Origin of the sequence: Pseudomonas sp. KCJK9058 (genome assembly GCF_046230975.1) — a bacterium.
GTDB classification, from domain to species: domain Bacteria; phylum Pseudomonadota; class Gammaproteobacteria; order Pseudomonadales; family Pseudomonadaceae; genus Aquipseudomonas; species Aquipseudomonas alloputida.
Map to the genome: position 1 here is coordinate 76,469 of NZ_JBJJLR010000006.1, position 24,112 is coordinate 100,580.

Below are 24,112 nucleotides of genomic sequence, written 5' to 3' on the forward strand. Positions count from 1 at the left end.
GCATTTGGCGTGTGCGGGGCGGGTTTTTCGTCCAGCCTTTATCCAGGATGGTACGGCGATTTGGAGTTGCACATGCTCGAACAGGCTCAGCGCGTTCTCAAGGACATCTTCGGCTACGACAGTTTCCGTGGGCGCCAGGCAGCGATCATCGAATGCGTGGCCAATGGCGGCGATGCCTTGGTACTGATGCCCACCGGTGGCGGCAAATCGCTGTGTTTCCAGGTGCCGGGGCTGCTGCGCCCGGGCTTGACGGTGGTGGTATCGCCACTGATCGCGCTGATGGACGACCAGGTCGCCACCCTTGACGAGCTGGGTGTGTCTGCGGCCGCCCTGAACTCTACCCTGACGGCGGAGCAGCAGCGTGAACTGGCCGGGCGCCTGCGCCGTGGTGAGGTCAAGATGCTGTACCTGGCGCCGGAACGCCTGGTGCAGCCGCGCATGCTCGACTTCCTGCGCGATCTGGACATCTCGCTGTTCGCCATTGACGAGGCCCACTGCGTTTCGCAATGGGGGCACGATTTCCGCCCCGAGTACCTGCAACTGGGTCAGCTGGCCGAACTGTTTCCGCATGTGCCGCGCATTGCGCTTACCGCCACGGCCGACATGCGAACCCGCGAGGAGATCGTTCAGCGCCTGCACCTGCAAGGCGCCGAGCGCTTCCTGTCGAGTTTCGACCGGCCCAACATCTTTTACCGCATCGTGCCCAAGGAGGCACCGCGCAAGCAGTTGATGGCCTTCCTCGGCGAACGTCGTGGCAACGCAGGCATCGTCTACTGCCTGTCGCGCAAGAAGGTCGACGAAACCGCCGCCTTCCTCTGCAGTCAGGGGTTCCCTGCGCTGCCGTATCACGCCGGCCTGGCCGCCGAGACACGTGCGGCCAACCAGCACCGCTTTCTCAACGAGGAAGGGCTGATCATGGTCGCTACCATTGCTTTCGGCATGGGTATCGACAAGCCCAACGTGCGCTTCGTTGCTCACCTCGACCTGCCCAAATCGCTTGAAGCCTACTACCAGGAAACTGGCCGGGCCGGCCGTGACGGCCTGCCCTCCGATGCCTGGATGGCCTACGGGCTGCAGGACATGGTGATGCTCAAGCAGATGCTGCAGAACTCCGAAGGCGACGAGCGCCACAAGCGCATCGAGCAGCACAAGCTGGACGCCATGCTGGCGCTGTGCGAAGAAACGCGCTGCCGCCGCCAGTCGCTGCTGGCGTACTTCGACGAGATCCTCGAACAACCGTGCGGGCACTGCGACAACTGTGTCGACAACATCCAGACCTGGGACGCTACCGAGCCGGCCCGCCAGGCGCTGTCGGCGGTGTTCCGCACCGGCCAGCGCTATGGTGTTGGTCACCTGGTCGATGTGCTGTTGGGCAAGGACACCGAGAAGGTGCGCAATTTCGGCCACGAGAAGCTGTCGGTATTCGGCGTTGGCAAAGGCTTGGCCGAGGTCGAGTGGCGTTCACTGTTCCGTCAGTTGGTGGCGCGCGGCCTGGTCGATATCGACCTGGAAGGCTACGGCGGTTTGCGCCTGTCCGACAGCTGCCGGCCGCTGCTGCGCGGCGAGGTGACCTTGCAACTGCGCCGTGATCTCAAACCGCAGACCACGGCCAAAACCTCGTCGTCCAGCGGCGGCAGCCCGGCCAGCCAGCTGGTGCGTGCCGAAGAGCGCGATCTGTGGGAAGCGCTGCGTACCCTGCGCCGCAAGCTGGCCGAAGAACACAGTGTGCCGCCCTACGTCATCTTCCCCGACTCGACACTGCTGGAGATGCTGCGCAGCCAGCCGGTCAGCCTCAGCGACATGGCCCAGGTCAGCGGTGTGGGGGCGCGCAAGCTGGAGCGCTACGGCCAGGCGTTCCTCGAAGTGCTGAACAGCAGCGGTGGCACCGACGAGGCACCGAAAGTGGTGCTCGACCTGCGCCACGAACTGGTCAGCCTGGCCCGTGCCGGCATGACCCCGGCGCAGATCGCCGGGCAGCTCAACTGCAGCGAGAAGAATGTGTATAGCCTGCTGGCCGAGGCGCTGGGCCGCCAGGAGCTGAGTCTGGACCAGGCCATCGACTTGCCGGAAGACCTGATGATGGAGGTGCAGGACGCCTTTCTTGATGGCGAGGGTGAGCTGCCACCGGTGTCGGCCATTGCCCCGCAGTTCGGGGCGCGGGTGCCGGAGGGCGTACTTTATTGCGTGCGCGCAGCGCTGGCGGCGGAATTCGAATTGTAAACGCATGCAGGATCGAAGGCAGAAGCGCCATCTGCTGACCTTTGTCATGCTTTTTGACGATTATCGAACGCGTAACCATGGCCGAGCCTTGCCTCGTGGGGCAGGGCATGGTTAGCTGCCTAATAATTAGATCTACTCCAATGAGTTCCTTATGCCCCTGAACGACAACCAACACCGCTTTGGCATGCAACTGGCCCAGATGTCCCGAGGTTGGCGTGCCGAGCTGGACCGCCGCCTGGCCGGGCTCAACCTGTCCCAGGCGCGCTGGCTGGTGTTGCTGCACCTGGCGCGCTTCGAAGACGCCCCGACCCAGCGTGAGCTGGCCCAGAGCGTAGGTGTCGAGGGCCCGACCCTGGCGCGTCTGCTCGACAGCCTGGAAGCGCAAGGGCTGGTGCGCCGGCAGGCGGTGCTGGAGGATCGGCGGGCGAAGAAGATCGTGCTGTGCCCGCCGGCCAAGCCGTTGATCGATCAGATCGAGACCATCGCCAACCAACTGCGGGTAGAGCTGTTTACCGGCGTGGACGAGGCGGACTTGCAGGTCTGTATGCGCGTGCATGCCAAGATCCTGGCCAACCTCGAAAAGTCCTGAGCTCCCCCCATCGTTGCAGGTGCAGTGCAAGCCTCAGAAGGTGTGCCCAAGGTTCAGGTACACCGCTTGTTCATGCGCACTGTTGGCGCCGTAGCTGAAGTTCAGCGGCCCTAGAGGCGTCTCCAGCCCCAGGAAGATGCTCGCCGCATTGATGTACCCACTGTCAAATTCGTTGTCGTTGTTCCACGCCCGCCCTCGCTCCAGCGAGCCGCCGATGTACAGCGGGAAGTCCAGCGGCACATAGGCCCGTGGCGTCAGCCGGCGGTAATAGACCATGCGCAGCAGGCTCACGTTCTGCCCCGATACCGAGTCCTGGCGGAAGCCTGACAGCTCTCGCGCCCCGCCCATCACAAAGCTCGACGTCACCACTTCAGTGTCGTCCAGCGTGCGCCCGTAGCGCCCACCCAGTACGAACGTGTTCGGCCCGCTGCTGATGGCCTTGTCCAGGGTGAACAGCCACTGCCGGTAATCCTGGTCGGAGTCCAGCGACTTGTCGTATTTGCGCAAGGTCAGGCCGATATCCTCGCCATGGTGCGGGAAGTACACGTTATCGAGGGTGTCGAACGAGTACTTCAGCTCGTAGAAACCTTCGTTGAAACTGACTTTGGGCAGGTCCTGGTCGCCGATGCGCACCTCGGCTTCGCCCCAGGCCTTGCCCACGCCCAGGCGCACTTCACCGCTGTTGCCGATCTGCCGGCCTACGTTCAGGCCAAAGCCATAGCGTTCCAGGCGATACTCGGCGACCGGGTCGTTGTCCAGGGTGGCTTCGATGTTCTGCGAGCCCAGGTCCAGGTACGGCGCGATGAAGTAGCGTGAGCCCACATCCAGGGGTTGGTAGAACTCGCTGTACAGCGCTTGCTGGTCACCGATCTGGCCGCGGGTCAGCCATTCGGCGCCAAGGCTGTTGATGCCGTTGACCCGGTAGCTGGCGCCCAGGTTGAAAGCGCTGTCGCCGCGCAGGTCATCGGACAGGTTCAGGCCCAGGCGCAGGTAGTCCGTGCCGCCGCGTCGGCCCCGGGCGTTGATCACCAGGGTATTGTCGTTGCCCTTGTGCACCACGCGGTACTGCACCCTGTCGAAGTAGTCCAGGCCATACAGCGTACCCATGTCGGTCTGCAGGCGGCCCAGTTCCAGCGGCGCGTCGATTGGCTGGCGGATGTACGAGCGGATTACATCATCGCTGACCTTGGAGTCGTTTTCGATCCGGATTGCGGTGATTACCGGCGTGCGCTGGCGCGGCGAGCGGGCCACGGCCAGGCTGGCGTCGCCCTCGGGCTGGCGCAGGGTGGCCAGGCGTGGGTCAAGCAGGCGAGTGGCGCGGTAACCGGCGTCGATCATGTCGCGGGCACGGCCGAAGTCAGTCACGCCGAAGGCGGTCAGCGATGGCTGGATGAGGATGTCGTCGCGGTGCAGACTGGCCAGTTGTTCTTCGGAGTTGCGCCGGGTCATCAAAGTGATCGACTGATTCAGCACGTCGACCACCGTCAGTAATTGCTTGCGATCGCGCAGCGGGGTGCCGATGTCGACCACGATGGCCAGGTCCACGCCCATTTCGCGGGCCACATCCACCGGAATGTTGTCGACCATCCCGCCGTCCACCAGCAGGCGGCCGTCCAGTTCGACCGGGGCGAACACGGCGGGGATCGACATGCTGGCGCGGATTACCTGGGGCAGGTGACCCCGGCGGAACACGACTTTTTCGCCACTGGCGATGTCGGTAGCCACGGCGCGGAAAGGAATGGGCAGCTTATCGAAGTCGCGGGTGTCGGCGGTATGCGCCAGTTTGCTTTCCAGTAGCAGTGACAAGTTCTGGCCCTGAATCACACCCAGCGGCAGGCCCATGCTGCCGTCGTCGCGAAAGCTGAGCTTCTGCTTGACCAGGAAGTCACGGTCATCCTGCTTGCGCCGGAACGGCACATCCTTGCGCGGCGGGGCATCGGAGAGCGCCTGTTGCCAGTCAAGGGTGGTCGCGAGTTTTTCCAGCTCTTCGACACTGTAGCCCGAGGCGTACAGGCCGCCGACCACCGCGCCCATGCTGGTGCCGGCGATGGCGTCGATGCGCACACCCTGTTCCTCCAGTGCTTTGAGCACGCCGATGTGGGCCAGGCCACGGGCAGCACCGCCAGACAACACCAGGCCGACCTTGGGCCTGGCGGGTTCCGCAGCGATTGCCGTAAGCGAGGTGAGTGCGAGCAGAAAACAGAACAGCAGACGGCGCATCGTGACTCTCAAACCGTGGGCTAAAGACCGCTAGTATAAGCGGCCCCTTACCTGGAGATGTTTCACCATGGCTGACAACAAGCCGGAAATCGTCATCACCTATTGCACTCAGTGCCAGTGGCTGCTGCGTGCGGCCTGGCTGGCTCAGGAACTGCTCAGCACCTTTGCCGACGACCTTGGCCGGGTTGCGCTGGAGCCGGGCACCGGGGGGGTCTTCCGCATCACCTGCAATGACGTGCAGATCTGGGAGCGCAAGGCCGACGGCGGTTTCCCCGAGGCGAAGGCACTGAAGCAGCGGGTGCGCGACCTGGTCGACCCGCAGCGTGACCTTGGTCACAACGACCGCTGATCAGGCGCCCTCGGTCAGTGGCCGCTGCCTGGGCGGCTGCTCGGCAGCCAGGCGGCTGGACAGCACGATGGCGAAGATGATCAGCGCGCCGCCCAGCAGCATGCGCACGGTAGGTGTTTCGGCGAACACTGCCCAGGCCACGGCAATGCCGTAGACCGGCTCCATGCCGAACACGACCGCAGCGGTGCGCGCCTTGATCACTGCCAGGCTGGCGACGAACAGGCTGTGCGCCACCCCCGTGCAGAAAATGCCGAGCAGGGCGATCCACAGCCAGTCCAGGGTCGCAACGTCGGCCAGGCCGGGCGCCGCGAACGGTAGCAGGCACAGGCCCACCACCAGGTTTTGCCACAGTGCGGCCTGCACTGCAGGCAAACGTCCGGAGCCGGCCCGGTTGGTCAGTGACAGCAGCGAGAACAGCAGGCCCGAGAGCAGTGCCCAGAGCAGGCCGCCGGTGGCTTCGCTGGCCAGGTCGAATGCCGGTGTGACCAGTATCAGGCCAATGCTGACCAGCACGACCAAGACGGCTTCGTTACGGTGGATACGCTCGCGGAACAGCAGGCTTTCGAGGATCACCGTAAAGGCCGGGAAGCTGGCGAACCCGAGGGTGGCGATGGCTACGCCGCCCACTTTGACGGCGATGAAGAAGCTGACCCAGTGGCCGGCCAGCAGCACACCACCGAGCAGCAGGCGGCGCGTATCCTGGCGGCTCACGCGTTGCCAGCCCGGGCCGGCCAGGCTGGCGAACAGGGCCAGGGCGAGTACGGCGAAGGCGGCGCGACCGAAGACAATGATCGCCGGGCTGGCGCTGGCGGCCAGTTTGCCGAAGACGCCGGTAAGGCCGAAGAACAGCGCGCCAATGTGCAGTGCGCCGAGGGCGGTGCGGTGGTTCATGATGGGTCCTTGATGAAGATCTCTACAGGCAGTGCCGGCCCTTTCGCGGGTGAACCCGCTCCTACAGGTGTGCCGGGCCTTTTGCGGGTAAACCCGCTCCTACAGGTTTTGCACAACCTTCAGGCGGGGGCATCCTGTAGGAGCGGGTTTACCCGCGAAAGGGTCGGTAAAGGCAAAGTCTAAAGCCTCAGGCGAACACGTTCTGTCGCAAGACTGCTGTCAGTTATCGCCAAACTCTCGCCGCAAAGCCAAAGGTGTACACCCGAACGCCCGTAGCATCGCCGCTGAAAAGGCACTTTGCGAGCTATACCCCACCTGCGCCGCAATTTCGCCCATCGGCAGCACGGTCTGCACGATTAGCCGCCGCGCCTTGAGCAAACGCCGCTGGCGAATGTAGTCCATCGGAGTCATCCCGCACTCAGTGGTAAAGCGCGCATGCAGCCGGGCACTGGACAGCCCGGCGATGCGCGCCAGGTCAGCTACCTGCAGCGGGTAAGCCGCATGTTGCTCGATATGCGCATCGAAGGCGCTGTAGGGCAGGCGCTGGCTGGCGTGCACGCTGGCTGCCGCCGTGGCGTTGAGGCTGGCCAGCAGCAGTGCCGCGCCTTGCCTGGCAATCAGTGGGTCGTGCACGGGGCTGGTCGCCAGCCAGTCCACCAGTTGCTGCTGGCGCTCATCCAGGCTCACGGCGGCGGGGCGGTCGAGCAGGCGGCGGCTGGCATCGGCATGCTCGCCCAGGTGCTCGCGCAGCCAAGGCTCCCCTGGCACATCAAGCACCAGGCAATCACTGCCGGCATCGCTGGCGCACGTGTGATGAGCACCCGCCGGGACCACGATCAGCCCCTGGCGATCGATGCCGGCGCCATGCCCCTGGACCTCGAACTCCAGGCGGCCGCGCAGGCCGAACACCAGTTGCGGGTGTTCGTGGCTATGGGCGATCAGGCTGTCGCGGTAATGGCGCAGCGAGAGGATCGGGCCGGCGGTCATGGGGGCTTCCTCGCAGGGCAGGCGCCCATTGTGCCTCAATCCCTGCACGCCATCACTCGTCACTGTTTTGCCATGGCGCTGTCATGTACGCCTGCCAGTCTCCAGCAAACTGCGCCGGAGCCTGCCTATGAGCCATGCCGAACTGTCCCGCCCCTCGCGCAAGCAACGCGTGCGTACCCTGTGGATCTCCGACGTGCACCTGGGTACCCGCGACTGCCAGGCCGAACACCTGTCGCAATTCCTCAAGGGCTACCAGGCTGACCGCGTCTACCTGGTGGGCGATATCATCGATGGCTGGAAACTGCGCGGCGGGATCTATTGGCCGCAAGCCCACACCAACGTGATCCGCCGGCTGCTGACCATGAGCAAGCGCGGTACCGAGGTGATCTACGTCACCGGCAACCATGACGAATTCCTACGTCGCTACTCAAAGTTGATTCTGGGCAACATTCAGCTGGTAGACGAGGCCGAGCACCTGACAGCCGATGGCCGCCGACTGCTGGTGGTCCATGGCGATCAGTTCGATGTGATTACCCGTTACCACCGCTGGCTGGCGTTTCTGGGTGATCGCGCCTACGAATTCACCTTGGTGCTCAACCGCTGGCTCAACCACTGGCGAGCGCGGTATGGCTATGGTTACTGGTCGCTGTCGGCGTACCTCAAGCACAAGGTGAAAGGCGCGGTGAACTTCATCAGCGACTTCGAGAATGCCATTGCCCATGAATGCACCCGTCGTGGGTTTCATGGAGTGGTGTGCGGGCATATCCATCATGCCGAGATCCGCAAGGTGGGTGAGGTGGACTACCTCAATTGCGGGGACTGGGTGGAGTCGTGCACGGCCCTGATCGAGCATTGGGATGGCAGCGTCGAACTGTATCGGCTGGCCGAAGCCCAGGCCGTGGCGGCGTTGCGCGAGCCGGCTTAGGGGCCGAGGGCAGAGTGCCGCCAAGCGGCCTCGGACGCTTACAGCCTGAGCTTGCCCAGCAGGATATCCCGGAACATCACGAAATCCCCGGCCAGGCTGTACAGCGGATAGGTAAAGGTCGCTGGCCGATTCTTCTCGAAAAAGAAGTGCCCGACCCAGGCAAAGCCATAGCCGAACACCGGCACGGCCAGCAGCAGCAACCATTTGCCACTGCCAATGGTGTAGGCCAGCAGCGCTATCACCAGGCTGGTGCCGACGAAGTGCAGGCGGCGGCAGGTGGGGTTGCTGTGCTCCCCCAGATAGTACGGATAGAACTCGGCAAAACTGCGAAACTGCGCTGTGCTGTTCATGGCAGTGCTCCGGGATTAATACTTCTGGACAAGATACACGGCGTGGAGCCTGATTCGAGTCTAGAGTGACTGACGGGGCCTACCAGTGACAATAGGCGCCAAATGAGTATCCTTGGGGTTCACCGCAGGAGCGGTTGGTAAAAGAAGCCTGTCATGAGCGAAAGAACAACGTCAGCCAGTTGGGCATCAGGGATCGTGAAGGCACTTGAACTGGAAGGGCTGGATTGCAGAGCCATGTTCAAGCAATTGGGGTTGGACTTTGCCGCCCTCGACGACCCCGATGCACGTTTTCCGCAAGACTCCATGACCCGCCTCTGGCTGCTGGCGGTGGAGCTGTCGGGCAATGAGGCCATCGGCCTGAACATGGCACGGGTGGTCCGCCCGGCGTCGTTCCATGTGGTGGGCTATGCGTTGATGTCCAGCCGCACCCTGGCCGAGGGCTTCGAGCGCCTGGTGCGCTACCAGCGCATCATCGCCGAAAGCTCCGACCTCAGTTTCGTCCTCGGTCCCGAGGGTTATTCGCTGATTCTGACCGTGCACGGTGACCACCTGCCGCCAACCCGGCACAGCGCCGAAGCGTCGCTGGCCTGTGCGTTGGCGCTGTGCAAATGGCTCAGTGGCCGGCCGGTCCAGCCGCGGCGGGTACTGGTGCAGGGGCCGCAGCCGAAGAATGTCGAGCCTTACAAGGTGGCGTTCCATTCGCCGCTGGTGTTCGGCGCCCCACATGATGCACTGGTGTTCGAGCGGGCCGACATGGAGGCGCCGCTGCCGACCGCGAACGAGGCCATGGCGGTGCTGCACGACCGGTTTGCCGGCGAGTACCTGGCACGCTTCTCCGAAAGTCGGGTTAGCCACCGCGTACGCCAGGTGTTGTGCCGCATCCTGCCGCAGGGTGAGCCCAAGCGCGAAACCCTGGCCCAGGCCCTGCACCTGTCGCAGCGCACCTTGCAACGGCGGCTGCAGGAGGAAGGCACCAGCTTCCAGACCTTGCTTGACGACACCCGCCGCGAACTGGCCGAACAATACCTGGCCCAGCCGGGCATGACCTTGCTGGAAACCGCCTACCTGCTGGGCTTTGCCGACCCCAGCAACTTCTATCGGGCGTTCCGCCGCTGGTTCGATGCCACGCCCAGCGAGTACCGCGCCCGCCTGGGCGCGGAAGGCGAAGTGCTCAGTGACGCCAGAACGCCGGCATGCACAACACCAACACCGTGATGATTTCCAGTCGACCCAGCAGCATGCCGGCCGCCAGAATCCATTTGGCCGCGTCAGGCAGCGTGGCGTAGTTGCCCGACGGGCCGATCACTTCACCCAGGCCTGGGCCTACACCCGAAACCGTGCCGGCGGCACCGGTCAGCGCAGTCATCCAGTCCACGCCCAGCAGCGACAGCAGCAGCGCCAAGACACAAATGGTGATAGCGAAGAAGAACGAGAACGTCAGGATCGAACGCACGATGTCTTCATCGAGGCGATGACCGTTGTATTTTTGCTTGATCACCGCGCGCGGGTGAATCAGCTGGTTGAGGCTGGCCTTCAGCAGGATGTAGGCCACCTGGAAGCGGAAAATCTTGATACCGCCGGCGGTCGAGCCAGAGCAGCCGCCAACGAAGCCCAGGTAGAAGAACAGCATCAGCGAGAAGTTGCCCCACAGGCTGTAGTCCCCCAGGGCGAAACCGGTGGTGGTGACCACAGAGGTCACATTCAGCGCCACGTGGCGCAGGGCGTCGAGCCAGTGCAGGTTGGTGCTGTACCAGTACCAGGTGCCCAGTACCAGCCAGGTGACCACCAGCATGCCCAGCAAGCCTTGTACCTGCTGGTCACGAATCAGCGCCTTGCGGTTGCCGCGCAGGGTGGCTACGTAAAGGGTGAACGGCAGGCTGCCCATGATCATCACCACCACCGCCACCCAGTGCACGGCCGGGATATCCCATTTTGCCAACGACTGGTCGGAGGTGGAGAACCCACCCGTAGAGATAGCCGACATGGCGTGGTTGATCGCATCGAACGGGCTCATGCCTGCCCACCAGAAGGCCAACGCACCAAGAATGGAGAAACCGACGTAAACCGCCACGATCGACTTGGCGACCATGTGCGAGCGCGGCATGACTTTTTCCGAGCGGTCGGACGATTCGGTCTGGAACAGGCGCATGCCGCCGATGCGCAGCAGCGGCAGGATCGCCACCGCCATGGCGATGAAGCCGATACCGCCGAGCCAGTGCAGCATCGAGCGCCACATGAGGATGCCCGGTGACATGTTATCGAGCCCGCTGAGTACGGTAGCGCCAGTGGCGGTGATGCCTGACATGCTTTCGAAGAAGGCGTCGGTGTAGCTGATGTGCTGGGTCAGCAGGAACGGTAGCGCGGCGAATACGCACACCACCAGCCAGCTGCTGACGGTCAGCAGGTACATGTCGCGTGGGCGTAGGTGTACATGCTCCGGGCGCCCCTGCACCACCAGGGCCAGGCCGGCGATGAAGGTGATCAGGCTCGACCAGAGAAACGACGGCATGTCACCGGTGCGCTCGAAGATCACCAGGGTCGCCATGGGCACGGCCATGCCGACGGCCAGGGTAATCAGGAAGATGCCGATGATGAAACCAATGATCCTTAAGGTCGGCAACGCCATGTGATCTGCTCAGACTCGAAACGGAAGGGCGCCATTCTACCTATGGGTCTGGTGATGTAAACGCTAGAATGGCCGCACATTCAACTGCCAGGAGGGTAGCCGATGGAGGCTCTCGACGCATTGCTCAACCGTGTTTCCGTGCCACGCCTGACCGACCCGGCGCCCAATGCCGCCCAGCGCGAGGCGCTGTTCCAGGCTGCCCTGCGCGCCCCGGATCACGGCCAGCTGCGGCCGTGGCGTTTTCTTACCATCGAAGGCCAGGGCCGCGAGAAGCTGGGTGAGCTGTTCGCCGAAGCCGTGCAGCACAAGGGCGATGCCAGCCAGGCTGCACTGGACAAGGCCCGTGCGATGCCGCTGCGGGCGCCGTTGCTGATCGTGGTGGTGGCCAGGTTGCAGGACCACTTCAAGGTGCCCAAGTCCGAGCAGCGCCTGGCGGCGGGCTGTGCGGCGCACGGTATTCTGATTGCTGCGCACGCGCAGGGGATCGGCGCGGTGTGGCGTACCGGTGACATGGCCTTCGATGCCCATGTGCACAAGGGGTTGGGGTTGGCCGAGAACGAGGAGCTGATCGGCTACCTGTACGTCGGCACGCCGCTGACCGAGCCGCGGACAGCGCCGGTGCTGGAAACGGCTGATTTCGTCAGTGGCTGGGGTGAGTAACCTGGCCTTGGGCTGATTCAGGTATCAAGGCTTCCGGCCTTTTCGCGGGTGAACCCGCTCCTACAACAGCATCCACAATCCCCTGTAGGAGCGGGTTTACCCGCGAAGAGGCCAGGTACCTTTACACCCCATCAACTGCCTGTCGCTTCAGCCAGGGGCAACTCCAGCCTGGCCACAAACCCACCCTGTGGATGATTCTCCAGCACCAGGCTACCGCCATGGCGCTCCGCGGCCTTGCGCGCAATCGCCAGCCCCAGGCCATGCCCCGGTGCTTCCTGCCCTGGCGCGCGGAAGAACGGCTCACCCAGTTGCGCCAGGTGCTCCGCTGCCGCCCCAGGCCCATGGTCACGCACGCTGATCACGATGCGGTCCTGCTCGCGTGCGGCGCTGACCTCGACCGGCTGGCCCGCCGGGTTGAAGCGCAGGGCATTGCGCAGCAGGTTGTCCACGGCACGCTCGATCAGCGTTGGCCAACCCTGCAAGTTCAACCCCGGCTGCGCCTTCAGGCGCACGTCCTGCTCCGGTGCGCTCAGCAGGGCGTCCTTGCGTACGCTGCCGAGCAAGGCATTGATGTCGACGGGTTCGGCATGAGCCTGTTCGGCATCCACTCGGGCCAGGGCGAGGATTTCGCTGATCAGGTCTTCCAGGCGGTCGCACTCGCGGGTCAGGCGTGGCCACAGCGCTTGCCGCTGCTCAGGCTCGGCGCGTTCGGCCAGGGCCAGGGCGATACGCAGCCTGGCCAGCGGCGAGCGCAGTTCGTGGGACACATCGCGTAGCAGCTGGCGCTGGCTGCCAATGGTGCTTTGCAGGCGCGCGCCCATCTTGTTGAAGTCCTTGGCCAGCACGCCAAACTCGTCACGCCGCGCTGCCAGCCGTGCCAGGCTGTTCTGCTGATAGGTGGTCTGGCCCAGGTCGTGTACGGCGCTGCGCAGGCGGCTTAGCGGGCGAGTGATGGACAGCGTCACCAGCAGGCTGAACAGGGTCAGCACGACCAAGGCAATGCCCAGTGCGCTGAGCGGCCACAGCAGGCTCTCGCGGTGCCAGGCATCCAGCGCCGGGTGAGGAATGCGGTAGATCAGCAAGTAGGTTTCGCCGGTGTCGGGGCTGGTGTATTCCTCGGTCAGCCGGCGCCATGGCAAGCGCCGCTGGTCATTGTGCTGGCGCGCTTCGAAGGCTGCCGCACGGCGTGGAAAGGTACCGGGCACCACGGCCTCACCGCTATCGTCGAGCACCTGCACGTCGATCTTGTAGCGGTCCTTGCGTCGTTCCAGAAAGTGCTGGGCCGCCTCCAGGCCTTCCTGCTCGTAGTGCTTGGCCCACTTGCTGGCCAGGGTATTCAGGCCCGGGTGGCGGCTGAGGATCCAGGCGTCCTGGTTGAGCATGTGCCCCAGCAGGATCGACAGGCCTGCGACCAGGGTGATGGCCAGCCAGAAACTGGCCAGGATGCGCCAGAACAGTGAACGCAAGTGCACCTCCTAAACGGGAAAAGCCCGGCCCGCAGTGATGCGGGCCGGGCACGGGGCGGACAGCTTAATGGGCCTTGGCGCCTTTTTCAGCTTTCCAGGCCTGGAACTCCTGCCACTCGGCTTTCTTGGCGGCGCGTTCTTTTTGCAGTTCATCGAACTTCTTCTGCTGGTCAGCCGTGAGCAACTTGCGCACTGCGCTGTCGGTCTTGTCGCGGTTGGCTTGCAGTTCATCCTTCATGGCTTTCTGGTCGGCGGCCGGCAGCTTGGACAGGTAGCGCTCGGTAATGTCGCGGCGCTGCTGCATTTGCTCGCCCATCAGCTTGCCGATCTGCTGGCGCTGATCGCGGCTCAGGTCCAGTTGGTGGAAAGGCGCATCACCGCGATGATGCGGGCCGTCGTGGCGCGGGCCGCCATCTGGCATGGCCATGGCTACGGTCGGCAAAGCGGCAGCGAACATCAGGGCGATAAGGGTCTTGCGCATGGTGTCTCTCCTTTCATAGGCCGGTGATTACCGGATGAGCACAGTCTAGGGAGATCACCGTCAAGCGCAGTCAGGGGATGGTAAAGGCAAAGTAAAGATGATTGGCCCGTGCAGGCCCCGCCTTGTGCCGCCAATGGGGCGCGCAGCGGCCCCGGCGTTTTTACAGGCAGTAGTAATAGCCACGGCTACGCAACGCCACAATGCGTGGCCGGCCATCGGCGTGGGGGCCGATCTTCTTGCGCAGGTTGCTGACATGCATGTCCAGGCTGCGGTCGTACAGGGTCAGCTTGCGGCCCAGGCCGATCTGCGCCAGCTCCTGTTTGTCCAGCGGCTCGCCGGGCTGGCGCAGCAGCGCTTCAAGAATACGGCTTTCGGACAGGGTCAGGGTCATTTCGCGGCCATCGATGCTGGCCACGCCCCGCGCAGGGCTGTAGACCAGGTCACCCAGCTCCATCTGGCTGGTTGTGGCGGTGGGGTGGCTGCGGCGCAGCACCGCGCGCAGGCGGGCAGTGAGCTCGCGCGGGTCGCAGGGTTTGGCCAGGTAATCGTCGGCACCCAGTTCCAGGCCGAGAATGCGGTCCAGCGGCTCGCCGCGGGCTGACAGCATCAGCACCGGTAGCTCGGCATGCTCGCTGCGCAGCTGCTTGAGAAGCTCCAGGCCACTGCCGTCGGGCAACATCACATCCAGTACCACAGCAGCAGGGGCATGCTCGGCCAGGGCCAGGCGTGCGCTCTGCCCATCGTGGCAGGCACGCACGGAAAACCCTTCCTGGGTCAGCCAGCTGCCGAGCAGCTCGCACAGTTCCTGGTCATCATCAATCAGTAACAGCTCGCTCATGACTCACTCAATTCAACCATTGACGGCGGTTATTCGGCCCGCCAGTGGCAAAGATACCGCAGACTGATGGCCTGAGTATAACTGCTGGTACCGCGTGGCCCTCTTCGCGGGTGAACCCGCTCCTACAGCGGGCTGTGTCCAACCACCGAGATGTGTCCACCACCAATCTGTGTAGGAGCGGGTTTACCCGCGAATACGGTAGCGGCGGCAACGGTGAACAGCGTGTGGAGATTGGTCAGCAGGCCCGGCCCTTTCGCGGGTGAACCCGCTCCTACAAAGGGCTGAGTCCAACCACCGACGTGTGTCCACCACCAATCTGTGTAGGAGCGGGTTTACCCGCGAATACGGTAGCGGCGGCAATGGTGAACGGCGGATGGAGATTGGCCTGCAGGCCTTGCCCTTTCGCGGGTGAACCCGCTCCTACAAAGGGCTGAGTCCAACCACCGACGTGTGTCCACCACCAATCTGTGTAGGAGCGGGTTTACCCGCGAATACGGTAGCGGCGGCAACGGTGAACGGCGGATGGAGATTGGCCCGCAGGCCCAGCCTCTTCGCGGGTGAACCCGCTCCTACGGGCGATGGCACAGATCCGAAGGTTTGTGTAGCGAAGAAGGCCGTGCCGTCTCAGGTCAAGGCAGCACTTGCTTGAACGGCTTGACCACAACCTTGTCGTACACGCCGGCAGCGATGTACGGGTCGGCATCGGCCCAGGTCTGCGCCGCCGCCAGCGATTCGAATTCGGCAACGATCAGGCTACCGCTGAAACCCGCTTCGCCCGGGTCGTTGCTGTCGATGGCCGGGTGCGGGCCGGCCAACACCACGCGGCCTTCGGCCTTGAGCTGCTGCAGGCGTTCGATGTGCGCCGGGCGGGCAGCCAGGCGCTTTTCCAGGGAGTTTGCGACGTCGCTGGCGATAATGGCGTAGAGCATGTCAATCCTTGGGTTTGGAGGTAGAAGGGTCATCGTGCAGGTGGCGCGACAGGTACACGCCTTGCGCCACCAGGAAGATAACGGTCATGCCCAGGCTGCCGAACACCTTGAAGTCCACCCAGAAGTCCTGGAAGGTGAAGGCGACGAACAGGTTGGCCGCGCCGCAGAACAGGAAGAAAGCGATCCAGGCCAGGTTCAGGCGCGTCCAGATGGCATCAGGCAGGGTCAGGGCGTGGCCCATGATGCGCTTGATCAGCACCCGATCGCCGATGAAGTGGCTGCCGGCAAAACCCAGGGCGAACAGCCAGTTCACGACAGGAGCCTTCCACTTGAGAAAGGTCTCGCTGTGAAAGGTCAGGGTCAGGCCACCGAACACCAGGCAGGCGATCAGCGTCAGCCACTGGCCCTTTTCCAGCTTGCGCTGGCGCAGGAACAATACGCCGTACACGACCAGCGAGCTGATGATCAGCATGGCTGTGGCGCTGTAGATGCCGCCAAATTCGAAGTGATGGCCGGCGACTTCCATGGGGCGCGGGTCGAGCTTGTAGACGATGAAGAACAGCAGCAGCGGGATGAAATCGATGAATTGTTTCACAATGGCAGCCAGAATCGGGATGTGACGGCATAATAACAAACATCGATTCCAGCGAAAGCGCTCCTCCATGAATGTTGATCTGCACTGTCACAGCACGGCCTCCGACGGCGCCCTGTCGCCTTCGGTACTGGTTGCCCGGGCCCATGAACACGGGGTGCAAGCGCTGGCGCTGACCGACCATGACACCCTCGAAGGCCTGCCCGAAGCGCGCCAGGCCTGCGTTGACCTGGGTATGCGCTGGGTCAGCGGTGTGGAGCTGTCTTGCACGTGGGGCGGCGCGACCATTCACGTGCTGGGCTATGATTTCCCGCTCGATGCACCGCCATTGCTGGCGGCGATTCAAGCGTTGCACCGCGGCCGCTGGCTGCGTGCCGAAGAAATCGACAAACGGCTGGCGGCCAAGGGCATGCCCGGCACGCTTGAAGGCGCGCGCGCCGTGCAGCACGAGCTGGGTGACAGCGGCAACGCCCCGGCGCGCCCGCATTTTGCCGAATATCTGGTGCGTGCCGGGCACGTCAAGGACCGTGGTGAAGCGTTTCGCAAGTGGCTGGGCGCCGGCAAGCTGGGCGATGTCAAGCAGCACTGGCCGACGCTCGACGAAACCGTTGCCACGCTGAGGCAGTCCAACGCCTGGGTGAGCCTGGCGCATCCCATGCACTACGACCTGACCCGCAGCAAGCGCAGGCGGCTGATTGCCGACTATATTCAGGCAGGAGGGCAGGCGCTTGAAGTGGTCAACGGGATGATGCCTGCCGAGCAAGTGGGCACTATGTCCATTCTTGCCCGTGAGTTCGGCCTGCTGGCAAGCGCTGGCAGTGACTTCCACGGCCCCGGCACCTGGGGCGAGATCGGTGCCTATCGGCCTTTGCCCGAGGATCTGCCACCTTTGTGGCGTCGATTCAGCCATGAACAGCCTTTGGCGCTATGAACAGGACGATTACGTGAGCCAATTTTTCCAGATTCATCCGGAGAACCCACAGGCGCGCCTGATAAAACAGGCCGTCGAGATCATCCGCAAGGGGGGCGTGGTGGTGTATCCGACGGACTCGGCCTATGCGCTGGGTTGCCAGATAGGCGACAAGTCGGCAATCGAGCGGGTGCGGCGCCTGCGCGGGCTGGACAAGACGCACAACTTCACCCTGATGTGCTGCGACATGTCGCAACTGGGGTTGTATGCCAAGGTCGACACCGGCACCTTCCGCATGCTGAAGGCGCATGTACCGGGGCCTTACACCTTCATCCTCAACGGCACGCGTGAAGTGCCGCGTCTGCTGTTGCACGATAAGCGTCGCACCATCGGGCTGCGTGTACCGGACCACGCCATCACCCTGGCCTTGCTGGCCGAGTTGGGCGAGCCACTGATGAGCGTCAGCCTGATCCTGCCGGGCGACAGCGAGCCGATGACCGACCCTTACGAGATCCGTGAACGGCTGGAACACCATGTTGACCTGGTGATCGATGGCGGGTTCGGCGACCTCAAGGCGTCGACCATCATCGACCTGTCCGGCGACGAGCCGGAACTGATCCGCGAAGGTTGTGGCGACCCCACGCCGTTCCTGGTCAACGCGTGAGCCAGCTGGAAGCGCCTGAGGCGCCGGCCGAACGGGTCGAAGCGCCTCGGCAACTGCAGTTGGCGCTGGTCTATGGCGAAGCCCTGACCGAGCTGCCGCTGGACCTGTACATCCCGCCGGACGCCCTTGAAGTCATCCTCGAAGCGTTCGAAGGCCCGCTGGACCTGTTGCTGTACCTGATCCGCAAGCAGAATATCGACATCCTCGACATCCCTGTGGCCGAGATCACCCGGCAGTACATGGGCTATGTGGAGCTGATGAAAAGCGTGCGCCTTGAACTGGCTGCCGAATACCTGGTGATGGCTGCCATGCTGGCCGAGATCAAGTCACGCATGCTGCTGCCGCGTTCCGCCGACGTCGAGGAGGAGGAGGGTGACCCTCGCGCCGAGCTGATCCGCCGCCTGCAGGAGTACGAGCGCTTCAAGGCCGCCGCCGAGGGCATCGACGAATTGCCACGGGTCGGGCGCGAGGTGGTGGTGCCGCGCCTGGAAGCGCCGCAGGCCAAGGTACGCAAGCTGTTGCCTCAGGTCAGCCTGGAAGAGCTGCTGATGTCCATGGCCGAGGTGATGCGCCGCAACGACCTGTTCGAAAGCCATCAGATCACCCGTGAGACCTTGTCCACCCGCGAGCGCATGAGCCAGGTGCTGGAGCGTCTCAAGGGCGGTGCCTTTGTGCCGTTCATCGCGTTGTTTGCTGCCGAGGAGGGCAAGCTGGGCGTGGTGGTGACCTTCATGGCCGTTCTCGAACTGGTGAAGGAATCGCTGATCGAACTGGTGCAGAATGAACCTTTCGCCGCCATTCACGTGCGGCTTCGCCCGGCGCCAGCTGAAGAACCCAATGAACCTGAATGAACCCCGCGACCTGGCGTCGCTGATCGAAGCCTTCTTGCTCGCTTCGGGCAAGCCGCAATCCCTGGAGCGCCTGTACGAGCTGTTCGAGGAAGCCGAGCGCCCCGAGCCCAAGGTGTTCAGGCAGGCCCTGGAGGTGCTGGGCAAGTCGTGCAATGGGCGTGCGTTCGAGCTCAAGGAGGTGGCCAGCGGCTATCGCCTGCAGATTCGCGAGGTTTATGCCCCTTGGGTCGGGCGCCTGTGGGAAGAGCGCCCGCAGCGCTACTCGCGAGCGCTGCTTGAGACACTGGCCCTGATTGCCTACCGCCAGCCGATCACCCGTGGTGAAATCGAGGACGTGCGGGGCGTTGCGGTGAACAGCAATATCATCAAGACCATGATGGAGCGCGAGTGGATTCGCGTGGTCGGCTACCGCGAAGTGCCCGGCCGGCCGGCGATGTTCGCCACCACCAAGGCGTTTCTCGATCATTTCAACCTCAAGAGCCTTGAGGACCTGCCGGCCTTGGCCGAGCTGCGCGAAATGGAACCAGCGCCGCAACTTGACCCGGATGATGCGCCGGTGCCTGCGCACCTGCAGGCGTTGGCGGATGCCAGCCTTGGGGAAGAGGAGGTTGGTGAGCCGAGAGAGGAGACCAGCTTCCGTAGCCTGTTGGTGGAGCTGGATGCCATGGAAGACGGTTTGAAAACCGATTTTGATGATTTGCGGGGAGAAGAGCCTGAGCCTTCGGTGGAGGAAGAGAACAAGGCGCAGCCCTGATTGATCTGCTGCCTGTGCTGCCCGCGGAGCGGCCAGCACAAAGCCCATTGGGCAGAAAATCATGCCCAGCCCCACAAAACCCTCTACCCTCCAGTGCGTTCCCCTGATGAACCGCGTATGATGCGCGGCCTTTTGGCGCGTTCGTCGCCAGAAACCTGTTTTCATTCCTACACCGGGAGGTGCCCAGATGAGTGAGCAAGACCTGAAAGAGACCGAAATCACCCCGCCATCCGGCGAAAAGCTGCAGAAAGTGCTGGCGCGCATTGGCGTGGGCTCGCGGCGTGATGTCGAGGCCTGGATCAGCCAGGGTCGCATCAAGGTCAACGGCGTCGAGGCCACCCTTGGCCAGCGCGTAGACCTGCACGACGCCATCGCCGTGGACGGCAAGCTGATCAAGCGCGAGGAGGCCGCCGAGGCCACCCGCCGGGTGATCATGTACAACAAGCCCGACGGCGAAATCTGCACCCGTGACGACCCGGAAGGGCGCCCGACCGTGTTCGACCGTTTGCCACGGCCAAAAGAAGGCCGCTGGATCAACATCGGCCGCCTCGACATCAACACCACTGGCTTGCTGCTGTTCACCACCGACGGTGAGCTGGCCAACCGCCTGATGCACCCGTCCTACGAGATGGACCGCGAGTACGCGGTACGTGTGCGCGGTGAAGTCGACGACGAGATGATCGAGCGCCTGAAAGCCGGCGTAATGCTGGAAGACGGCCCGGCCAAGTTCACCGATATCCAGAAGGCACCGGGTGGCGAAGGCTTCAACCACTGGTACCACTGCGTGGTGATGGAAGGTCGTAACCGTGAGGTGCGTCGCCTGTGGGAATCCCAGGGCATGGTGGTCAGCCGCCTGAAGCGTGTGCGTTTCGGCCCGGTGTTCCTCAATTCGGACCTGCCGATGGGCCGCTGGCGCGAAATGACCCAGGGCGAAATCGACATCCTCGCCGCCGAAGTGGGCCTGCAGCCGGTCGCGCTGCCAGCCATGAAGCTCAAGGCCAAGGACAAGATGGAGCGCCTGCAGCGCAAGTCGACCCGCCCGCTGGGCCGTGGCGAGCGCGTGCGCAACCTGCGCCCGGCCCACGAAGGTGCCGCTACTGGCGAACGCCCGGCGCGTCAGCCGCGTGAAGAAGCGCCGCGTAAACCCACCCGTGGCAGCACGGTGGCTGAGCGCCCGAGCGAGATGCGCAAGCGTCCGGGCAAGCCTGATGGCGACAAGCCGGCAGGCCGTGGTCGCGGCAAGCCGCGTGGCTGATAAGCCAGTGTGGTCATCAAGGAACCAGCCTTCGGGCTGGTTTTTTTATGCCTGCGCGAATGTGGACTAAGCCCAAGATATTGAACAAAAAGAATTTTTCGGACGACTGGCAAGTTCTTGAACCGCCTTGTAAAGAAATCTATACGAATGTGGCCGTTTTCAGTCCGCATTTCAGATCAAGCCCGATCGTGTAAATAAACCTTGCCGGCGCCGCTGTGCCAAAGCCGTCGCCATGGCGCCAGCCACGCTTGCCCAAACCCCCGTCCCCACGGTGTTATAGCCGCCATTGCCTTGTGCAGGAGCCCGTCCAAAGAGCCGGGCTGACAAAACAACAAATGGAGGCGCCATGTACGCCGATCACTTCGCCTTTGAAGGCCTGTACCACAGGAACGCTGCGTTTTTTCCCGAGGAAACGATGCAACGCGTTGACGCCTGCGCGTTTGCAGGGGTATACAGTGCGCCGCGTTTTACCTGTGACCCTCTTGCGTACCGCGCACTCTTGATCACGCCTGGTTGACCCGCTCCGGCGGCACCTGAGGTCAAGAAACCCAAGGTAACCACCTTGCCCATTCCGCTGCGCCACGAGCGCGGTGGGTCCGATTCCGTCACAGATAAAAACAATGCAGGTGACTTCGTTCATGAGTGGACAAAACATGCATTCAGGCGAGCTAAAGCGGGGCCTGAAGAACCGCCATATCCAGTTGATCGCCCTCGGCGGTGCGATTGGTACCGGCCTGTTCCTCGGCTCGGCTGGCGTGATGAAATCCGCCGGCCCGTCGATGATTCTTGGCTACGCCATCTGCGGCTTCATCGCCTTCATGATCATGCGCCAGCTGGGTGAAATGATCGTCGAAGAGCCGGTGGCCGGCTCGTTCAGCCATTTCGCCCACACCTACTGGGGTGGTTTCGCCGGCTTCCTGTCGGGCTGGAACTGCTGGGTGCTGTATATCCTGGTGGGTATGTCGGAGCTTTCGGCGGTCGGCAAGTATGTTCACTACTGGTGGCCGGAGATCCCCACCTGGGTCACGGCGGCAGCCTTCTTCGTGCTGATCAACGCCATCAACCTGATGAACGTGAAGTTCTTCGGTGAAGCCGAATTCTGGTTCGCCATCATCAAAGTGGTCGCCATCGTCAGCATGATCGGCCTGGGTGCCTACCTGCTGACCAGCGGCAGCGGCGGCCCTGAAGCCACCGTGGCCAACCTGTGGACACATGGCGGTTTCTTCCCCAACGGCGTCAGCGGGCTGGTAATGGCCTTGGCTTTCATCATGTTTTCCTTTGGTGGCCTGGAAATGCTCGGCTTCACCGCCGCCGAGGCTGACAAGCCAAAGACCGTGATCCCCAAAGCGATCAACCAGGTCATCTACCGCATCCTGATCTTCTATGTCGGTGCCCTGGTGGTGCTGCTGTCGCTGACCCCGTGGGACAACCTGGTCGCCAGCATCGACGCCTCGGGAGGCAGCTACGGCAGCAGCCCGTTCGTGCAAGTGTTCTCGCTGTTGGGCAGTGACGTGGCTGCCAACCTGCTGAACTTCGTGGTGCTGACTGCGGCGCTGTCGGTGTACAACAGTGGCACCTACTGCAACGCCCGCATGCTGTTGGGTATGGCCGAGCAGGGCGATGCCCCGGCGTCGCTGGCCAAGGTCGACAAGCGGGGCGTGCCAGTGCGTTCGATCCTGGTGTCGGCTGCCGTGACCTTCGTCGCCGTGCTGCTGAACTACCTGATGCCGCAAAACGCGCTGGAGCTGCTGATGTCGCTGGTCGTGGCCACCCTGGTGATCAACTGGGCGATGATCAGCTACTCGCACCTGAAGTTCCGTCAGCACCTCGACCGTACCGGCCAGAAGCCGCTGTTCAAGGCGCTGTGGTACCCGTACGGCAACTATGTGGTGCTGGCTTTCGTGGTGCTGATTCTGGGCATCATGCTGATGATCCCGGGCATCCAGGTGTCGGTGTATGCGATCCCGGTGTGGCTGCTTGCGATGTTGGCGGTGTACATGGTCAAGTCGCGTCGCCAGGTGAATGCGGGCGGTGCTGTTGAGACTGTGGCCAAGTAAGGCGCCATAAGCGGTATGCGAAAACCCGGAGTCAGGTGACTGGCTTCGGGTTTTTTGTTGCCTGTACGGGCCTGTTCGCGGGTGAACCCGCTCCTACAACGACCTGGTATGCCTGAGGTTCGCGTAACCCTTGTAGGCGCGGGTTTACCCGCGAATACGGTAGCGGCGGCCACGGTGAAAGGATGGTGGAGATTGGCCAGCAGGCCCGGCCCTTTCGCGGGTAAACCCGCTCCTACAACGACCTGGTATGCCTGAGGTTCGCGTAACCCTTGTAGGAGCGGGTTTACCCGCGAATACGGTAGCGGCGGCAACGGTGAGCGGCAGGTGAGATTGGCCAGCAGGCCCGGCCCTTTCGCGGGTGAACCCGCTCCTACAACGACCTGGTATGCCTGAGGCTTGCGCAACCCTTGTAGGAGCGGGTTTACCCGCGAATACGGTAGCGGCGGCAACGGTGAGCGGCAGGTGAAGATTGGCCAGCAGGCCCGGCCCTTGCGCGGGTGAACCCGCTCCTACAGGTACAGCGTTGCCCTCAGGTCAGGTGATCCCGCCAACAATCAGATCTGCTCCAGCAACCACCCCCTGAATGCCCGCAGCGACGGCAGTGCCTCATTCCTCGGCGGGTAGATCAGGTAATAACTACGCTGGCTGGCAAACGCCACACCCGGGCTGTACAGCTCGCCCTTGGCCAGTTCCTCCTCCACCAATATGCGCGGCACCAGCCCGATCCCGATCCCGGCACGTACCGCCTGGATCAGGTGCGAGGTCAGCTCGAAACTCGGCCCCAGCCGCATCGCCCGATGCGGCAAGCCATGATGGGAAAACCACTCGCCCCACGCATGCGGGTTGTTGGCCACATTCAGCAGCACCTCTTCACTGATCCGAGCCGGGCTCCAGCCTTGGCTGCCGACGCCGGCCTCCGGCGGCAAGATCACCACCAGCTCCTCGGCATGCAGGCGATGGCAGACAAGCCCCGGCAAGTCGTGGCTGGCCACGCCGATGGCGGCATCGATTTCGCTGGTGTCGAAGTTGATGGTTTCAATGCGTGAATGAATGTGCACCAGCATGCCTGGGTGAGCGCTGTAGAACGCATGCAGCCTCGGCAACAGCCATTTCGAGCCGAAGGTTGGCAGGGTAGCCAGGCGCAAGGTGCCTACCCCCGACTGATAGGCCAGTGCCTGCAAGGTGGCGCTGCGGATGCGCCCCAGTGCCTCGCTCAGCTCGCGCTGGTACAGGCGGCCGACATCGGTCAGCTGCACCTGGCGCCCCTCGCGGCGGAACAGGGTCAGGCCCAACTGCTGCTCCAAGGCTTGCACCTGGCGGCTGACCGCGCTTTGGGTCAGCGACAGTTCGGCGGCGGCACGGGTGTAGCTTTCATGCCGGGCGGCGGCCTCGAAAGCCAGCAGCAGTGACATGGATGGGGTCAGGTGGCGGTAATTCATTCATAAAAGTCATTGATAGCGGCAGGATTATCCGTTTGCCCCTGACGCGAAACTACAGG

At 63.3% G+C, this 24,112-nt stretch carries 23 protein-coding genes; 12 read left to right on the top strand and 11 right to left on the bottom strand.

Annotated elements, in window-relative coordinates:
• The first annotated feature begins 72 nt into the window (after nucleotides 1-72).
• Together recQ and ACK59Z_RS06010 are read left to right on the top strand one after the other, a co-directional pair.
• Nucleotides 73-2,220: a DNA helicase RecQ gene (recQ, locus tag ACK59Z_RS06005; RefSeq protein ID WP_064492110.1), complete on the top strand. Its 2,148-nt coding sequence runs from the start codon at nucleotides 73-75 to the stop codon at nucleotides 2,218-2,220.
• A gap of 151 nt (nucleotides 2,221-2,371) precedes the next feature.
• The gene (locus tag ACK59Z_RS06010) at nucleotides 2,372-2,809 is read left to right on the top strand and encodes a MarR family transcriptional regulator (RefSeq protein WP_003254575.1); all 438 of its coding nucleotides are present in this window, start codon (nucleotides 2,372-2,374) and stop codon (nucleotides 2,807-2,809) included.
• Between the two features lie 33 nt (nucleotides 2,810-2,842).
• Here the strand turns inward: ACK59Z_RS06010 and ACK59Z_RS06015 are convergent, their stop codons facing one another.
• Nucleotides 2,843-5,029 (bottom strand): patatin-like phospholipase family protein, encoded by a 2,187-nt coding sequence (locus ACK59Z_RS06015; RefSeq protein ID WP_108192210.1) that lies wholly within the window; start codon nucleotides 5,027-5,029, stop codon nucleotides 2,843-2,845.
• Nucleotides 5,030-5,096: 67 nt separating this feature from the next.
• Here ACK59Z_RS06015 and ACK59Z_RS06020 point away from each other — a divergent pair, with 67 nt between their 5' ends.
• Nucleotides 5,097-5,378, top strand: a complete 282-nt coding sequence (locus ACK59Z_RS06020) for a SelT/SelW/SelH family protein (RefSeq protein ID WP_012051562.1) — start codon at nucleotides 5,097-5,099, stop codon at nucleotides 5,376-5,378.
• Here ACK59Z_RS06020 and ACK59Z_RS06025 read toward each other — a convergent pair whose 3' ends face one another.
• Nucleotides 5,379-6,269 (bottom strand): DMT family transporter, encoded by an 891-nt coding sequence (locus ACK59Z_RS06025; protein WP_003254570.1) that lies wholly within the window; start codon nucleotides 6,267-6,269, stop codon nucleotides 5,379-5,381.
• A gap of 219 nt (nucleotides 6,270-6,488) precedes the next feature.
• Nucleotides 6,489-7,256, bottom strand: a complete 768-nt coding sequence (locus tag ACK59Z_RS06030) for an AraC family transcriptional regulator (RefSeq protein ID WP_409292622.1) — start codon at nucleotides 7,254-7,256, stop codon at nucleotides 6,489-6,491.
• A 127-nt stretch (nucleotides 7,257-7,383) separates the two neighbouring features.
• Between ACK59Z_RS06030 and ACK59Z_RS06035 the strand changes: the two genes are divergently transcribed.
• Nucleotides 7,384-8,181 carry a UDP-2,3-diacylglucosamine diphosphatase gene (locus ACK59Z_RS06035; protein ID WP_003254566.1) on the top strand — a complete coding sequence of 266 codons (798 nt, stop codon included), beginning with the start codon at nucleotides 7,384-7,386 and terminating at the stop codon, nucleotides 8,179-8,181.
• A 38-nt stretch (nucleotides 8,182-8,219) separates the two neighbouring features.
• Here ACK59Z_RS06035 and ACK59Z_RS06040 read toward each other — a convergent pair whose 3' ends face one another.
• Nucleotides 8,220-8,531, bottom strand: a complete 312-nt coding sequence (locus ACK59Z_RS06040; RefSeq protein WP_003254563.1) for a DUF962 domain-containing protein — start codon at nucleotides 8,529-8,531, stop codon at nucleotides 8,220-8,222.
• A 153-nt stretch (nucleotides 8,532-8,684) separates the two neighbouring features.
• Here ACK59Z_RS06040 and ACK59Z_RS06045 point away from each other — a divergent pair, with 153 nt between their 5' ends.
• Nucleotides 8,685-9,746, top strand: a complete 1,062-nt coding sequence (locus ACK59Z_RS06045) for an AraC family transcriptional regulator (RefSeq protein WP_003254561.1) — start codon at nucleotides 8,685-8,687, stop codon at nucleotides 9,744-9,746.
• On the opposite strand, the gene ACK59Z_RS06050 is transcribed toward ACK59Z_RS06045, so the two are convergent.
• Nucleotides 9,703-11,157, bottom strand: a complete 1,455-nt coding sequence (locus ACK59Z_RS06050) for a TrkH family potassium uptake protein (RefSeq protein ID WP_004576878.1) — start codon at nucleotides 11,155-11,157, stop codon at nucleotides 9,703-9,705. The genes ACK59Z_RS06045 and ACK59Z_RS06050 overlap by 44 nt on opposite strands.
• A 102-nt stretch (nucleotides 11,158-11,259) precedes the next feature.
• Here ACK59Z_RS06050 and ACK59Z_RS06055 point away from each other — a divergent pair, with 102 nt between their 5' ends.
• A complete protein-coding gene (locus ACK59Z_RS06055; RefSeq protein ID WP_003254557.1) occupies nucleotides 11,260-11,817 on the top strand; it encodes an NAD(P)H nitroreductase in 558 nt (185 codons plus the stop codon).
• A gap of 131 nt (nucleotides 11,818-11,948) precedes the next feature.
• Here ACK59Z_RS06055 and ACK59Z_RS06060 read toward each other — a convergent pair whose 3' ends face one another.
• The 5 genes from ACK59Z_RS06060 to ACK59Z_RS06080 all read right to left on the bottom strand — a co-directional run bounded on the left by ACK59Z_RS06060 (nucleotide 11,949) and on the right by ACK59Z_RS06080 (nucleotide 16,126).
• A complete protein-coding gene (locus ACK59Z_RS06060; RefSeq protein ID WP_108192211.1) occupies nucleotides 11,949-13,289 on the bottom strand; it encodes a HAMP domain-containing sensor histidine kinase in 1,341 nt (446 codons plus the stop codon).
• Nucleotides 13,290-13,347: 58 nt separating this feature from the next.
• Complete coding sequence (locus ACK59Z_RS06065) at nucleotides 13,348-13,764, bottom strand: Spy/CpxP family protein refolding chaperone (RefSeq protein WP_409292625.1); 417 nt, start codon at nucleotides 13,762-13,764, stop codon at nucleotides 13,348-13,350.
• Between the two features lie 160 nt (nucleotides 13,765-13,924).
• Nucleotides 13,925-14,602, bottom strand: coding sequence for a response regulator transcription factor (locus ACK59Z_RS06070; RefSeq protein WP_003254551.1), 678 nt, complete (start codon nucleotides 14,600-14,602; stop codon nucleotides 13,925-13,927).
• A gap of 629 nt (nucleotides 14,603-15,231) precedes the next feature.
• Entirely contained in the window at nucleotides 15,232-15,531 is a 300-nt protein-coding gene (locus ACK59Z_RS06075; protein WP_003254549.1) for a YciI family protein, read from the bottom strand.
• A gap of 1 nt (nucleotide 15,532) precedes the next feature.
• Entirely contained in the window at nucleotides 15,533-16,126 is a 594-nt protein-coding gene (locus tag ACK59Z_RS06080; RefSeq protein WP_003254547.1) for a septation protein A, read from the bottom strand.
• Between the two features lie 67 nt (nucleotides 16,127-16,193).
• Here ACK59Z_RS06080 and ACK59Z_RS06085 point away from each other — a divergent pair, with 67 nt between their 5' ends.
• The 6 genes from ACK59Z_RS06085 (at nucleotide 16,194) to ACK59Z_RS06110 (ending at nucleotide 22,614) form a co-directional block, all read left to right on the top strand.
• Nucleotides 16,194-17,054 carry a PHP domain-containing protein gene (locus ACK59Z_RS06085; RefSeq protein ID WP_003254545.1) on the top strand — a complete coding sequence of 287 codons (861 nt, stop codon included), beginning with the start codon at nucleotides 16,194-16,196 and terminating at the stop codon, nucleotides 17,052-17,054.
• Between the two features lie 13 nt (nucleotides 17,055-17,067).
• Nucleotides 17,068-17,697, top strand: coding sequence for an L-threonylcarbamoyladenylate synthase (locus ACK59Z_RS06090; RefSeq protein ID WP_003254544.1), 630 nt, complete (start codon nucleotides 17,068-17,070; stop codon nucleotides 17,695-17,697).
• Between the two features lie 110 nt (nucleotides 17,698-17,807).
• Nucleotides 17,808-18,548, top strand: coding sequence for a segregation and condensation protein A (locus tag ACK59Z_RS06095; RefSeq protein WP_409292638.1), 741 nt, complete (start codon nucleotides 17,808-17,810; stop codon nucleotides 18,546-18,548).
• Entirely contained in the window at nucleotides 18,535-19,302 is a 768-nt protein-coding gene (gene scpB / locus ACK59Z_RS06100; RefSeq protein ID WP_003254540.1) for an SMC-Scp complex subunit ScpB, read from the top strand. The genes ACK59Z_RS06095 and scpB overlap by 14 nt, the downstream gene beginning before the upstream one ends.
• Before the next feature lie 187 nt (nucleotides 19,303-19,489).
• Nucleotides 19,490-20,557, top strand: a complete 1,068-nt coding sequence (gene rluB / locus ACK59Z_RS06105; RefSeq protein WP_003254539.1) for a 23S rRNA pseudouridine(2605) synthase RluB — start codon at nucleotides 19,490-19,492, stop codon at nucleotides 20,555-20,557.
• Nucleotides 20,558-21,195: 638 nt separating this feature from the next.
• The gene (locus ACK59Z_RS06110; protein WP_178085909.1) at nucleotides 21,196-22,614 is read left to right on the top strand and encodes an amino acid permease; all 1,419 of its coding nucleotides are present in this window, start codon (nucleotides 21,196-21,198) and stop codon (nucleotides 22,612-22,614) included.
• 554 nt (nucleotides 22,615-23,168) lie between these two features.
• Here the strand turns inward: ACK59Z_RS06110 and ACK59Z_RS06115 are convergent.
• Complete coding sequence (locus tag ACK59Z_RS06115) at nucleotides 23,169-24,053, bottom strand: LysR substrate-binding domain-containing protein (protein ID WP_003254537.1); 885 nt, start codon at nucleotides 24,051-24,053, stop codon at nucleotides 23,169-23,171.
• Between the last annotated feature and the right edge of the window lie 59 nt (nucleotides 24,054-24,112).